Below are 13,560 nucleotides of genomic sequence, written 5' to 3'. Positions count from 1 at the left end.
TAGATACGACGTAAAACTTGCCGGTGTGGCGGAATTGGCAGACGCGCACGACTCAAAATCGTGTTCCTTCTGGAGTGTCGGTTCGACCCCGACCACCGGTATACTGAAAAACCCGTTTCTTAACAGAAACGGGTTTTTATTTTTTATTAAAGAAAAGGAGCCGAGGCTCCTTTTTATACTTACTCAGCGTATTGGTCTAGGATCTCTTCTAGCACCTCTTCTAGCTCTTCTGTATCTTCAAGCTCTGATTGGCTGAAACGGACGCGTACAAGCTGTTCTCCGTCATTATACATCTCTTCCAGCCACCCTCGGAGTCCTCTTGCTCTGCGGTCGACTTCGAAAATGATTTCCAAACCGCCTTCGTCTAAAAGGAAAATGAGTTCTAATTCATCAAGCATCTGACGATAATACCCGGAAGTCGGAACGAATTCGAATTCTTGAACGAACGGAAGACGACGCTGGAAGTAGGGCGCTTGTTCGCAGTCTGCTTCGTTAAGATGGAAGCCCAGGTTTTCGATTGCTTCAAGCACATTTTCAATCCAAGGGTGCGCTTCAACGAAAATGCGGTCATGATCGGATTTATCGATACCGCCTTGAATGTCAAGGTCTGTCACCACGGCAACCTCTACTTTCCCTGCAGTGATCGGCGTATCTAGAGGCAGAGTGAATGTGAACGGAAATTGATGCTCTTCACCAGGCTGTATGGTAAATGAACCAGTGACCCGGAAAGAATGAATTGTAGCGTATTTCCGGTGCTCTTCATCGTCTTTTACAATGACATACCGTGTGCTAAGCTGTAAATCGATATAACGGATGTCCTGAGCGATTTTTCCACCTTTGACATGTACCGTTCCCTGTACTTCTTCTCCTGGAAAATATGCGTCTTTTTCTAAAATTGTATCTACTTTTGCAGCTCCAATTCCGGCACTTGCCGCAAGCTTCTTAAAAAATGACATGTTAGATCTTCCCCTTTTTCTTTTTTCTCAACAGATATACGTAAGAAGGAGGAAAAAAGATTCGTTTGATTCATACTTTTTTCCTATTATTCGTCTCGGCCTAGGGACAGACTAAGAATAATATTGAAAATAAAGGAGTGGATGGAAGTGAATAAAGAAAGTTTGGTTGCAGATGAATTACACAGAATGTTTTTGGCTGGTGAGCTGCAAATCACAGTAGAGGAGGATATAAACAATATTTCCGAAAGGCTGAGAAACGGCGATCTCAGTTTAGACCGATTAAGCGGTGAAGACGCGTTTATAAAAGAAACGGTAAACGAGGCTTTAAGAAGAGTGGAGCAATAAAAAAGAGACGGCATCTCATCTTTGAGATCCCGTCTCTTTTTGTGGTTTTTGCTACAAGATAAAAGTGAATCGATTTGAAATTGCTCACCCGAGCCACCCCTTTTCTAACAGAAAATCTGACAGTTCATCATGGAGATACACAGCTGTATCTAATTGATCATGCAATGCTCTTCTGATGTGGGGATTTTCGGCTTCTGTTATTGCGACAGTGTATTTGTTAATGCTGGTTTTTATTGTTGTTAACAAATCAAGAATATCTTTGGGACAAAGACTTTGTTCAATGGGAAACCACCTCCTTTGTTTTTTTAGCAGCTCCTGATAAGAAAGTATTTGGCTTTGTTTCTTGCTTCTATACAAAATGCTATAATAAGCAACAAATTTTGTTGGGGGATGTGATGATGAAGCAGATTATAGCGATGGGGGGCGGGGGTTTTTCGATTGAGCCGGATAATTTGTCCCTCGATCAATATATCCTCAATCAAAACGAGAGCAGCCTCGTATTTGTTTTTTGCCGACGGCGAGCGGAGATTCCCAAAACTATATTCAGCGGTTTTATCATGCATTTCAAACACTGGATTGTGTGCCGTCTCACTTATCTTTGTTTAAGCCGCCATCAACAGATGTAGCTTCTTTTGTTATGGAAATGGACGTGATTTATGTTGGCGGGGGAAATACGCGGAATTTACTTGTGTTATGGAAAGAGTGGGGGCTTGACCAGATTCTCAGGGAAGCATGGAAGAACGGTGTGGTTTTGGCTGGATTAAGTGCCGGTGCGATCTGCTGGTTTGAAGAAGGGGTGACGGATTCAGCCGGACCGCTGACAAGTTTGAAAAGTTTAGGTTTTTTGCAAGGGAGCTTTTGTCCCCATTATGACGGGGAAAAGGATCGGAGACCGGCATACCACCAGCTGATATCTAACAAGTTCTTATGCAGTGGCTATGCAGCGGATGATGGGGCTGCTCTCCATTTCATAAATGATCAGCTGTTTCAGACTGTGAGTTCAAGGTCGGAAGGAAAGGCATATCGGGTGATGATGGCTGAACATGAAATAGCTGAAATTCCGTTGCCGGTCAAATATTTAGGGTGAAATTGGCTGAATATTATCTATATTCCTCTTTTTTTCAGATTGATTTTATGATAAGATGAGTGCGAAATCAATAGTTACTGGGGGTGCCCGCTTTCGGGCTGAGAGAGAAGGTAAGCTTCTTAACCCTTTGGACCTGATCTGGTTCGTACCAGCGTGGGGAAGTAGAGGAATTGTTTTTGTTATTGTCTTGCTGGGCAATAATATGTTTCTTTCTGACTGTAACCGGGTTCATTTATATGAATCCGGTTTTTTGTGCTGGTTATGGGCTTGATTTTGTCCTTTCAAACGTAGAGAGGGGAAGGAAAAGTAATGCAAAACAATTCAGTGCAGCAAGCCAACATTTCCATTATGTCAAGTTTTTCAGGCAGCAAGAAGGTATACGTGGAGGGTTCTTCTTCGGACATCCAAGTGCCGATGAGGGAGATCCTATTGAGTCCGACGACGGGATCGTTCGGCGAAGAGGAAAACGCGCCTGTGCGTGTCTATGATACAAGCGGACCGTATACGGACCCTGAAGTAACCATTAATATTCAAGAAGGATTAAAGCCGCTCCGCCAAAAATGGATCACAGAGCGCGGTGACGTGGAAGAGTATGAAGGTCGGGCTATAAAACCAGAAGATAACGGTTATAAAAAAGCAAATCCAAACGTAAGCTACCCAGGATTAAAGCGGAAACCGCTGAGGGCGAAGGCAGGTCAAAATGTCACACAAATGCACTATGCAAAAAAGGGGATCATTACACCTGAGATGGAATTTATCGCCATTCGTGAGCATGTGTCTCCTGAATTCGTCAGAGACGAGGTAGCCAGCGGCCGGGCGATTATTCCTTCAAACATTAATCACCCTGAAAGTGAGCCAATGATTATCGGCCGGAATTTTCATGTGAAGATTAATGCGAATATCGGGAATTCAGCGGTTACGTCATCCATTGAAGAAGAAGTGGAAAAAATGACGTGGGCCATCCGCTGGGGAGCGGATACGATGATGGATCTCTCTACCGGAAAAGATATTCATACGACGCGTGAATGGATTATCCGCAATTGCCCCGTGCCTGTGGGAACTGTTCCGATTTATCAGGCGCTTGAAAAAGTAAACGGCGTAGCGGAGGATTTAACGTGGGAGATTTATCGTGATACGCTAATCGAGCAGGCAGAGCAGGGAGTGGATTATTTTACGATTCACGCGGGTGTTTTGCTTAGGTATGTACCGCTGACTGCCAAACGGACAACTGGTATTGTGTCACGCGGGGGAGCGATTATGGCGCAGTGGTGTCTGGCTCATCATCAAGAAAGCTTTTTATACACACATTTTGAAGAAATATGTGAGATTATGAAAATGTATGATATTGCTTTCTCACTTGGGGATGGTTTGCGTCCCGGATCAATTGCTGATGCCAATGACGAAGCGCAGTTTGCTGAATTAGAGACGCTTGGAGAGCTGACGCAAATTGCCTGGAAGCATGATGTTCAGGTGATGATTGAGGGTCCTGGACATGTTCCGATGCATAAAATCAAAGAGAACGTCGATAAACAAATGGACATTTGTAAAGAAGCGCCTTTTTACACATTGGGGCCGTTGACAACGGATATTGCGCCGGGATATGACCATATTACTTCAGCGATCGGAGCGGCGATGATCGGTTGGTATGGGACAGCAATGCTTTGTTATGTAACGCCGAAGGAGCATTTGGGGCTGCCAAACCGTGATGATGTTCGTGAAGGAGTCATTACATATAAGATCGCTGCGCACGCTGCGGACCTTGCAAAAGGGCATCCCGGAGCGCAAATCCGGGATGATGCGTTATCGAAAGCCCGTTTTGAATTCCGCTGGCGGGATCAGTTTAATTTATCTCTTGATCCGGAGAGAGCCCTTGAATACCATGATGAAACCCTGCCTGCTGAAGGAGCAAAAACCGCTCACTTTTGTTCCATGTGCGGTCCGAAATTTTGCAGCATGAGAATTTCACAGGATATTCGGGATTATGCGAAGAAAAACGATCTCAGTGAAGCAGAAGCCATAAATAAAGGATTAAAAGAAAAAGCAAAAGAGTTTGTCGATACGGGAAGCAATTTATATCAATAAATAAGATGAAGATGGAGAATGCTCCATCTTCATTTTTTAGAAAAACAGAGAGCGTCGAAGCGGAGGAATACTCTGTTCAAAGCGGAAAACATTTTCTGGATCATATTTCGTTTTGACACGGCGGAGTCGTTCAACGTTTTCGCCGTAATATGTTCTTGGCCAGTTTCTGATTTTGATATCTGGCCAATTTACGTAGTCTCCCATCGTTTAACTCGAAAGTCCGGATCATCCCGTGTCACGATACGTCCGGTCAATTTTGTCTTTTCCACACACCCACATCTCTTTCTCTCGTATTCTAGTTTCTCTAGCTTATGCGTCAGGGGATAAGAGTGTATAAGGAAAAAGCGGGGATGCAATCTGATATAGTATCAATACCCTCAAAAAATAGTTGACAGGTCGGTATTGTATGAATTAACATGGTCAGTACAAATTTTTCAAATTTATCGCGCTGATCGGGACACCGAAGGCTCTTATCTTTTAGATAAGGGCCTTTTTTGTATGAAAAAGGAGGGATTATTGATGGGAGTCAAAAAAGAAAAGGGGAGAAAACGATTCAGGAAGCGAAAAACCTACGGGAATCAGATTTTGCCGCTTGAGCTGCTGATTGAAAAAAACAAACGAGAGATTATAAACAGCGCGGAACTCATGGAAGAAATTTATATGAAGATTGATGAGAAGCATACGCAATGTGTAACTAAATATAAAAAAACCCGCTGACTACAGCGGGTTTTTGCATTTCTCCATTAAGCATCTTTTTTAATCGGCAATCCAAGGCCTTCTGCCACGCGTTTTCCGTATTCAGGATCCGCTTTGTAGAAGTGCTCGATTTGGCGCAGCTTGATTTCTTCTTTTTCTACCGGCTTCATAGCATTAACGATATTTTCAACAAGGCGGGTACGTTCATCTTCACTCATTAAACGATACAGATCACCGGCTTGAGTGTAGTGATCGTTGTGATCGTAGCTTACGCTGTCAGCGATACCTTGTACCGGATATGCTGCTTGCTTATCTTCAGGTGACTCTTTCGGACCGCCGAAGCTGTTAGGCTCGTAATACACAGATCCGCCGCCGTTATCATCAAAACGCATTTGCCCATCACGCTGATAATTGTTTACTTTGTTGCGTGCGCGGTTGATTGGCAGCGCTTGATGGTTTGCACCGACACGGTAGCGGTGTGCATCATGATAAGCAAAAAGTCGGCCTTGAAGCATTTTATCCGGTGAAACATCAATACCAGGCACGAGGGTTCCAGGTGAAAATGTCGCTTGTTCTACCTCTGCAAAGTAGTTTTCCGGATTTCTGTCTAGAACCATGCGTCCGACCTCGATTAACGGGTAGTCTTTTTGAGACCAAACTTTTGTGACATCAAACGGATCGAAACGGTACGTATTTGCATCTTCTAAAGGCATGATTTGCACATATAGTTTCCATGCAGGATAATCACCGTTTTCGATTGCGTTGAAAAGGTCTTCTGTATGGTAATCAGGGTTTTCACCGGCAATTTTTGCTGCCGTATTGACATCAAGGTTTTTCACGCCTTGTTCTGTTTTAAAGTGATATTTAATCCATACGCCTTCGCCTTCGGCATTTGTCCATTTGAATGTATGGCTTCCGAAGCCGTGCATGTGGCGAAGTGTCGCAGGAATTCCGCGGTCAGACATCAGGATTGTCACTTGGTGCAGTGACTCTGGTGAAAGTGACCAGAAATCCCATACAGCCGTAGGGTTTTTCAGGTGTGTTTTTGGATCTCTTTTTTGTGTATGGATGAAATCAGGGAACTTAATCGCATCGCGGATAAAGAATACAGGCGTATTGTTGCCGACGATGTCGTAGTTTCCTTCTTCAGTATAAAATTTAACAGCAAATCCGCGCGGGTCGCGAACTGTGTCAGCAGAGCCAAGTTCACCGGCAACTGTTGAGAAACGGATGAACAACGGTGTGCGTTTGCCGACTTCAGAAAGGAAAGCGGCTTTCGTGTATTTTGTTACGTCGTTTGTCACTTCAAAATATCCGTGTGCGCCTGCTCCTTTGGCGTGAACAACACGTTCAGGAACACGTTCTCGGTTGAAATGGGCCAATTTTTCGAGTAAATGTACATCTTGAATTAAAGTTGGTCCGCGAGAACCGGCAGTCATTGAGTTTTGATTATCTCCAACCGGAGCGCCCCAGCTAGTTGTCAGTTTATTTGAACTCATGTTATCACCTCTTGGAATTTATAAGAACATAATATCATCTCTAAGTAAAAAGTCAATATTATTTTATAATTATTATAAAATAGTTATCTCTATTAATCGATATCTAGTATCGAAAGTGTTGAAAAACCTTGTTGTAACAGCTTTTTATGACACTTAATAATTTTTGGAGAAATAATTTTTCCTTCTCTATTTGCGAAACAAGTAGAGTAAGTGATAAACAAGGATATCAAAAATCGTATTTAAAAAAGAGTTGACATATCGGAATAATTTGAATTAACATGTTATTCAAACAAAAAAACAATTGGGCAGCTGATCGGACCGCCGAAGGCTCTCATCTCTACAAGAACAGAGATGGGGGCCTTTTTGTTTTTTTGAAGGCGGGGTTGGCAGAAAGAGAGGGATAAAAGTGGCTGTGACCATCAGCATCAAAGAAAAGGCATTTGTTCAAGAGGGCCGCAAAAACACGGTCTTAGAGAACATAGAATTATCAATCGCACCAGGCGAATTTCTAACGCTTATCGGACCGAGCGGGTGTGGAAAAAGCACCCTGTTAAAGATTATTGCAGGGCTTGATTCTGAATATGACGGGAGTGTGGAAATTAACGGCCGCAGCGTAACAGCTCCGGGTATTCAGCAAGGATTTATTTTTCAGGAACACCGCCTCTTTCCTTGGCTGACTGTTGAGCAGAATATTGCAGCCGACTTGAATTTGAAGGACCCAAAAGTCAAACAAAAGGTGGATGAACTGATCGAGATTGTCAGATTGAAAGGATCGGAAAAAGCATATCCGCGCGAGCTGTCAGGCGGCATGTCACAAAGAGTAGCCATCGCCCGGGCCCTTCTGCGGGAGCCTGAGGTGCTGCTTTTAGATGAACCGTTTGGTGCACTCGACGCTTTTACAAGAAAACACCTGCAGGACGTGCTGCTGGATATATGGAGGAGGAAAAAAACAACGATGATTCTCGTGACTCATGATATAGATGAATCTGTTTATTTAGGAAATGAGCTTGCGATCCTTAAGGCCAAACCGGGGAAAATCCATAAGCTGATGCCCATTCACCTGGCGTATCCGCGGAACCGGACGACTCCGGATTTCCAAGCGATCAGACAGAGAGTGCTGTCGGAATTCGAGAAAACAGAAGATTTGGAGTACGCAGAAGGATCAGGGATATAGAAAGGGCGGAAGCGGAAATGAAAAAAGGACTCATTGTATTGGTTGCCGTTATTTTTCTGCTCGCAGGCTGTGGAGCAAATGGAGCCAGCGGTGACCACAAACAATTGAAGGAAATTCGTATTGGTATTCAGCAAAGCTTAAGCCCGCTTTTGATCGCAAAAGAAAAAGGCTGGTTCGAAGATGCATTTGAAAAAGAAGGCATCAAAGTGAAATGGGTGGAGTTTCAAAGCGGTCCGCCCCAATTTGAAGGCCTTGCGGCAGACAAACTTGATTTTTCTCAAGTCGGTAATTCGCCTGTGATCGCTGGACAGGCGGCAGGCATTGACTTTAAAGAAATCGGTTTGTCTCAGGACGGTTTGAAAGCAAACGGCATCCTTGTCAATCAAAACAGCGGCATTCAAGACGTTAAGGACTTAAAGGGAAAGAAAATTGCAGTCGCCAAAGGCAGCAGCGGGTTTGATTTTTTGTATAAAGCGCTTGATCAAGTGGGGTTGTTAGCTAACGATGTGACAATTATTCAGCTTCAGCCTGATGAAGCAGCTTCCGCATTTGAAAATGGATCTGTTGATGCCTGGTCCATTTGGGAGCCGTACTTGTCCTTAGAAACAATGAAACACGGAGCAAAAATCCTTGTGAACGGAGAAAGCACAGATTTATATTCACCGGGTTTTACTTTAGTAAGAACAAAGTTTTCAGAAGAGCATCCAGACGAAGTGGTCCGTTTTCTGAAGGTGTTTAATAAAGCCGTTGTATGGCAAAAGGAACATCTGGATGAAGCAGCGGACTTGTATTCTGACATTAAAGATCTCGATAAAAAGGTCGTCGAAAATGTGCTGAAAAATACTGAACCTCTGAATGAGGTCATCAGTGACGACATTGTGAAAGCGCAGCAGGAAACAGCAGATTTTCAATTTCGAACAAAGGCGATAGATAAGAAGATTGATGTGAAGGATGTTGTCGATAACACTTTTATCAAAAAAGCATTAAAGGAACATTCCTCAGGAGGTGATCAATGATGAAAGCAGAGGCTGCGGGCTCGCTGCCCAAAACGAATGCGGAAGCGGTGCGAAAAAAGCCCGGAAGGAAGAGATACGGCTGGATGAAGGGGCTTTTACTGCCCGCTGTCATCATTGCCATCTGGCAGGTCATCGGCGGGCTGGGGGTTGTGTCCGCTACAGTGCTGCCTACACCTGTTACGATTGTTCTGACCTTTAAGGAGCTTATTTTGTCCGGCGAACTGTTCGGCCATCTGCAAATCAGCATTTATCGGGCGGCGCTTGGTTTTTTGCTTGGCGCGGGGCTTGGATTGATGATCGGGATTTTGGCCGGATTCTCCAAACGGACGGAGCTGTATCTTGATCCGTCGTTGCAAATGCTTAGAACCGTACCTCATCTGGCCGTCACGCCGCTGTTTATTTTATGGTTCGGATTTGACGAAGTATCTAAAATTTTGCTGATTGCGCTCGGTGCCTTCTTTCCTGTCTATATCAATACGTTTAACGGCATCCGCGGGGTTGACGCGAAGCTGTTTGAAGTCGCCCGGGTGCTTGAATTTAAATGGCATCAGCAGATATCCAAAGTGATATTGCCGGCAGCCCTGCCCAATATATTGCTAGGCATTCGCTTATCGCTCGGCATTGCATGGCTCGGGCTCGTTGTGGCAGAGCTGATGGGCTCAAGCTCGGGAGTCGGCTATATGATCATGGATGCGAGACAGTTTTCACAAACGAATAAAGTCTTTGCAGGGATTATCATTTTTGCAGTGGTTGGAAAGCTGACGGATTCCTTCGTCAGGCTGCTGGAACGAAAGCTGTTAAAGTGGAGAAACAGCTACGAAGGATAAAAGATATAAAGGGGAGATGAATATGGAAATTCTTTGGTTTATACCGACTCATGGAGACGCGAGATATTTAGGATCTGAAAGTGATGGACGGACTGCGGATCATCTTTACTTTAAACAAGTCGCGCAGGCGGCAGACAGGCTGGGATATACAGGAGTTCTTCTGCCGACGGGAAGATCGTGCGAGGACCCGTGGCTTACAGCGTCGGCGCTGGCAGGAGAAACAAAGGACTTAAAGTTTTTAGTTGCGGTAAGACCTGGTTTAATGCAGCCTTCTCTGGCAGCCAGAATGACATCCACCCTAGACCGCATTTCAGACGGCCGGCTGCTGATCAACGTTGTGGCAGGGGGCGATCCGTATGAGCTGGCAGGCGATGGCCTGTTTATCAGCCATGATGAGCGCTACGAGGCAACAGACGAATTTTTAACCGTTTGGCGGAGACTTTTGCAGGGAGAAACGGTTTCCTATGAAGGAAAGCATATAAAAGTGGAAAACAGCAATCTGCTTTTCCCGCCGCAGCAAGAGCCGCATCCGCCCATCTATTTCGGTGGTTCGTCACAGGCTGGGATTGAAGCTGCCGCAAAGCATACAGACGTGTACTTGACATGGGGTGAGCCGCCTGAACAAGTAAAAGAAAAAATAGAAAGAGTCAAAAAGCAAGCGGCAAAAGAAGGGAGATCCGTTCGATTTGGAATTAGGCTGCATGTCATTGCCCGTGAAACTGAACAAGAGGCATGGGAAGCGGCAGAGCGCTTGATCAGCCACTTGGATGATGACACCATTGCCAAAGCGCAGGCAGCTTTGAGCCGTTACGACTCTTCAGGCCAGCAGCGGATGGCCGTCCTTCATCAAGGCGATCGGACGAAGCTTGAAATCAGCCCGAATCTGTGGGCGGGGATCGGCCTGGTCAGAGGAGGGGCAGGAACAGCTCTTGTCGGTGATCCGCAGACGATTGCCGACCGGATAGCGGAGTACCAGGCACTCGGCATAGAATCGTTTATATTCTCCGGCTATCCGCATTTAGAAGAAGCGTATTATTTTGCAGAGCTTGTATTTCCGCTTTTGCCGTTTGAAAATGATCGGACGAGAAAGCTTCAGAACAAAAGGGGAGAAGCGGTAGGAAACACTTATTTTGTCAAAGAGAAAAATGCATGAGTTTAACTAAAATACAGCCCCCCGAACATGGTATGATATTCAAAAAAAGGGGGCTTTTTTTCTGAAAACATTGAGAAGCGCGGCAGTCATTTGCCTCATAGCTATGCTGTCAGCATGCGGACATTCAAAACAGATGGAAATCAAAGCGGCGGACATATCAGATCTTGAAAAAAACAGAATGGATGTCGCAGCTTCACAGGCATTCACTGCTGAAGCCGTCAATATCGGTGAAGGTATTTCTTCAGCTGACATGTACATCGAACATTATCAAAAGGGAAAGCTTGTTGAGAGGTTTGGACCGGTTCGTGCAGATTATTCAGAGGAAAAACCCGATACCATACAATTTGTTTATTTTGAGAATGAAGAGGGGGAAGGAAAGAATAAACATACCACCATTCATTTTGGCATTGTGGATAAACAGGGAAATATAGCGGCTGATTCATCGGTGAAACGCGACGATAGCACAACACAGGAAATGACTCAGAATATTTCATCGCCGGAACCGATTACTTTCGAGAAGCCTGCTTTGATCGGCAGCAGTATTAGAGGGACTGACGAGACAATCACACCTCTGAACATAAAAAAGAGCTCATTAAGCATCAAGATGCGTTACTGTATTATGTGGAATTGCATCATTAGAGTGGCGGCTTCAAGCCGTCTGTTTTACAAAGCGGTATGCTTGCTTTTTTGAATGGTGCATGATACATTTTAAATCGTAACAATTTCGATTTAAAGGGAGGCTATGTGACTTGGCTAAAAAATCAAAAGTGGCAAAAGAGTTAAAACGCCAACAGCTTGTTGAGCAATACGCTGGTATTAGACGCGAGTTGAAGGAAAAAGGAGATTACGAGGCACTCAGCAAGCTGCCAAGAGATTCAGCACCGGGAAGGCTTCACAACCGCTGCATGGTAACGGGGCGCCCGAGAGCATATATGAGGAAGTTTAAAATGTCCAGAATCGCTTTCAGGGAGCTGGCCCATAAAGGCCAGATTCCCGGTGTGAAAAAAGCAAGCTGGTAAGAAAAAACTCCGGCCGATTACAGCGCGCCGGAGTTTTTTTCGTTTTTCTTGAAAGAGATGACGTAGGAAAGGTGCTGGATGATCATGATGATAAACACGATAATAATAGGGAAAAACGGAATGCGCGATTGAAATAGCGGATAAAAAATGAGAAGAACCGCTGCGGCAGGCAGCGAGAAGTAGACAGCGATATATGACGCGCGGCATGCTTTTGCCGTCATCATCTGCTCTCTTTCATCCTGCTCTTCAAACTCATCAGGCAGAAGAAGCTGCTTTCTGGCAGGGCAGCTTTTTTTCTGTAAGTACAAATAAACCGCAGACGCCGCAACAAACAGAATAAAGGGGGTGAGGTTTAATTCAAACACCATCCCGCCGCTCTTTGTGCCGAAAAAAGATGCAATTCCTTCTGAGGCTTCAAAGTATGCAATCAGAGTCCAGCATGCAAGGCCAAATAACACAAGGTGAAAAGCTGCTTTTGTTTTCATGCTCATCTTAGTTTTCCTCCTCTAACCAAAAGACATCCTCCATTTTCATGGAGAAGGCTTTGCAGATTTTCAGTGCTAACAGCAGTGAGGGAACATAATCGCCTTTTTCGATAGCAGCCACAGTCTGTCTTGTGACGCCGACTGTTTCTCCTAGTTTTTCCTGAGAATAGCCGAAGCGTGCCCTCAGCTCTTTTACTTTATTTTTCATCATGACGTCTGTCCCCTTCACAATCTCGATTGATTATATTGTATATTATACTTAACATTATGTAAATGGAACTTAACAACTTTACAAAAAGATAACTTTTTTTCGACAAAATTTTTATATTCCCTTGACGAAAAATAAATAAACATGTAATATAAAAAAAGTCAGAGCGGTACTGTTGCTGACAATCACAAATGCGGGTGTAGTTTAGTGGTAAAACCTCAGCCTTCCAAGCTGATGTCGTGAGTTCGATTCTCATCACCCGCTCCATACATACGTTATTAACGCAGTGTTTCGTTTCTCAGATAAACGAAGTATTGCGTTTTTTTATGTAAAAAAGAACACGACATTCGTGTTCTTTTACGTAAGCCAATGTACTGTATGGGTGCCGCCGTGAATTTGTTCAAACATTTTCGTTAATGATGATAAGAGGTTAACAGCGCTGCTATTCTCAATCGATGGCGGGAAAAAAATGATTTGCAGCATATTCTTAGTCTCGTTTGAAACGGGATAGTGGTTGACGTTGTTTTTGAAATCGCCAAAAATGCCGTTTTCATCAGAGAAAAGCAGTATGTTTTCTTTTTCTCCCAATGAGATCCGGACCGGCTCATGAAGCTTTCCGGCATCATAAATCATAATAGGCAGAGAATATTTTAATGCGAAAAAATCGATTGTGTCATGGGCCGAGTCTTTACTTTCCATGAATTGTTCCTTGGATATCGGGACCAGCATGTCCTCCATTGGGGTTGTTTCTCCCTCAAATGAAGGGTTAAGCTGTTTAAAGAGTTCCTGCCATTCCTTGACGAAGGATTCATCGGATATACCGCCGTCCGCATAGTCGAAAAACAAGGATTCTTGAAACAGGCGGAGTCTGCCTTTCAGCATTTGCGGTGAGGAGCCGACTTCGATATTCTCATAAATGACAGCAGCTGCATGTAAGCCGGCCGCACGTTCAGTAATAACAGAATCAAGTTTGATATTCACTAGCATTCACTCCAGTTACGTGATATCAACCT

14 protein-coding genes, 2 tRNA genes, 3 pseudogenes and 1 riboswitch are annotated in these 13,560 nt (G+C 44.3%); of the genes and pseudogenes, 12 read left to right on the top strand and 7 right to left on the bottom strand.

The annotated features are described in order from the left end of the window. The first annotated feature begins 19 nt into the window (after positions 1–19). Positions 20–101, top strand: a tRNA-Leu gene (locus M1D94_RS16525). 78 nt (positions 102–179) lie between these two features. Here M1D94_RS16525 and spo0M read toward each other — a convergent pair. Further along, the gene (spo0M, locus tag M1D94_RS16520) at positions 180–956 is read right to left on the bottom strand and encodes a sporulation control protein Spo0M (protein ID WP_172849884.1); all 777 of its coding nucleotides are present in this window, start codon (positions 954–956) and stop codon (positions 180–182) included. Positions 957–1,097: 141 nt separating this feature from the next. On the opposite strand from spo0M, the gene M1D94_RS16515 reads away from it, so the two are divergent. Beyond that, positions 1,098–1,301 carry a hypothetical protein gene (locus M1D94_RS16515; RefSeq protein ID WP_014479229.1) on the top strand — a complete coding sequence of 68 codons (204 nt, stop codon included), beginning with the start codon at positions 1,098–1,100 and terminating at the stop codon, positions 1,299–1,301. 84 nt (positions 1,302–1,385) lie between these two features. Here M1D94_RS16515 and M1D94_RS16510 read toward each other — a convergent pair whose 3' ends face one another. Next, positions 1,386–1,658, bottom strand: a complete 273-nt coding sequence (locus M1D94_RS16510) for a spore coat protein (RefSeq protein ID WP_134991641.1) — start codon at positions 1,656–1,658, stop codon at positions 1,386–1,388. Between the two features lie 41 nt (positions 1,659–1,699). On the opposite strand from M1D94_RS16510, the pseudogene M1D94_RS16505 reads away from it, so the two are divergent. Next, positions 1,700–2,388, top strand: a pseudogene (locus M1D94_RS16505) (Type 1 glutamine amidotransferase-like domain-containing protein). Positions 2,389–2,457: 69 nt separating this feature from the next. Beyond that, positions 2,458–2,565: riboswitch (TPP riboswitch) on the top strand. Positions 2,566–2,697: 132 nt separating this feature from the next. After that, the gene (gene thiC / locus M1D94_RS16500; RefSeq protein ID WP_017697515.1) at positions 2,698–4,470 is read left to right on the top strand and encodes a phosphomethylpyrimidine synthase ThiC; all 1,773 of its coding nucleotides are present in this window, start codon (positions 2,698–2,700) and stop codon (positions 4,468–4,470) included. Positions 4,471–4,506: 36 nt separating this feature from the next. Here the strand turns inward: thiC and M1D94_RS16495 are convergent. Then, positions 4,507–4,677 (bottom strand): annotated as a pseudogene (locus M1D94_RS16495) (BBE domain-containing protein); the annotation flags it as partial. Positions 4,678–4,989: 312 nt separating this feature from the next. Here M1D94_RS16495 and senS point away from each other — a divergent pair. Next, on the top strand, positions 4,990–5,187 hold the full coding sequence (senS, locus tag M1D94_RS16490) for a transcriptional regulator SenS (protein ID WP_003245192.1): 198 nt from the start codon (positions 4,990–4,992) through the stop codon (positions 5,185–5,187). Between the two features lie 26 nt (positions 5,188–5,213). Here senS and katA read toward each other — a convergent pair whose 3' ends face one another. Further along, positions 5,214–6,665 (bottom strand): catalase KatA, encoded by a 1,452-nt coding sequence (gene katA / locus M1D94_RS16485; protein WP_014476225.1) that lies wholly within the window; start codon positions 6,663–6,665, stop codon positions 5,214–5,216. A gap of 406 nt (positions 6,666–7,071) precedes the next feature. Here katA and M1D94_RS16480 point away from each other — a divergent pair, with 406 nt between their 5' ends. The 6 genes and pseudogenes from M1D94_RS16480 to rpsN all read left to right on the top strand — a co-directional run bounded on the left by M1D94_RS16480 (position 7,072) and on the right by rpsN (position 11,854). Next, positions 7,072–7,839, top strand: a complete 768-nt coding sequence (locus M1D94_RS16480) for an ABC transporter ATP-binding protein (RefSeq protein WP_021479704.1) — start codon at positions 7,072–7,074, stop codon at positions 7,837–7,839. A 17-nt stretch (positions 7,840–7,856) separates the two neighbouring features. Continuing rightward, positions 7,857–8,855: an aliphatic sulfonate ABC transporter substrate-binding protein gene (locus M1D94_RS16475; RefSeq protein WP_038828317.1), complete on the top strand. Its 999-nt coding sequence runs from the start codon at positions 7,857–7,859 to the stop codon at positions 8,853–8,855. Then, positions 8,852–9,682, top strand: coding sequence for an ABC transporter permease (locus M1D94_RS16470; protein WP_010886451.1), 831 nt, complete (start codon positions 8,852–8,854; stop codon positions 9,680–9,682). The genes M1D94_RS16475 and M1D94_RS16470 overlap by 4 nt, the downstream gene beginning before the upstream one ends. 22 nt (positions 9,683–9,704) lie before the next feature. After that, positions 9,705–10,835, top strand: a complete 1,131-nt coding sequence (gene ssuD / locus M1D94_RS16465; protein WP_003245787.1) for an FMNH2-dependent alkanesulfonate monooxygenase — start codon at positions 9,705–9,707, stop codon at positions 10,833–10,835. A 103-nt stretch (positions 10,836–10,938) separates the two neighbouring features. Next, positions 10,939–11,474, top strand: a pseudogene (locus M1D94_RS16460) (hypothetical protein). Between the two features lie 110 nt (positions 11,475–11,584). Continuing rightward, positions 11,585–11,854, top strand: a complete 270-nt coding sequence (gene rpsN, locus M1D94_RS16455) for a 30S ribosomal protein S14 (RefSeq protein ID WP_003233455.1) — start codon at positions 11,585–11,587, stop codon at positions 11,852–11,854. A gap of 17 nt (positions 11,855–11,871) precedes the next feature. Here the strand turns inward: rpsN and M1D94_RS16450 are convergent, their stop codons facing one another. Then, complete coding sequence (locus tag M1D94_RS16450; RefSeq protein ID WP_003233453.1) at positions 11,872–12,345, bottom strand: hypothetical protein; 474 nt, start codon at positions 12,343–12,345, stop codon at positions 11,872–11,874. A gap of 1 nt (position 12,346) precedes the next feature. Continuing rightward, entirely contained in the window at positions 12,347–12,547 is a 201-nt protein-coding gene (locus M1D94_RS16445) for a helix-turn-helix transcriptional regulator (RefSeq protein ID WP_009966860.1), read from the bottom strand. Positions 12,548–12,740: 193 nt separating this feature from the next. On the opposite strand from M1D94_RS16445, the gene M1D94_RS16440 reads away from it, so the two are divergent. Beyond that, positions 12,741–12,814, top strand: a tRNA-Gly gene (locus tag M1D94_RS16440). A 90-nt stretch (positions 12,815–12,904) separates the two neighbouring features. Here the strand turns inward: M1D94_RS16440 and M1D94_RS16435 are convergent. Next, a complete protein-coding gene (locus tag M1D94_RS16435) occupies positions 12,905–13,528 on the bottom strand; it encodes a B3/B4 domain-containing protein (RefSeq protein WP_212082849.1) in 624 nt (207 codons plus the stop codon). Positions 13,529–13,560: the final 32 nt, after the last annotated feature.

The sequence above is a fragment of the Bacillus sp. JZ109 genome, from assembly GCF_053903135.1.
The sequence above is the reverse complement of the archived record's forward strand: the minus strand, read 5'-3'. Positions and strand labels throughout refer to the sequence as shown.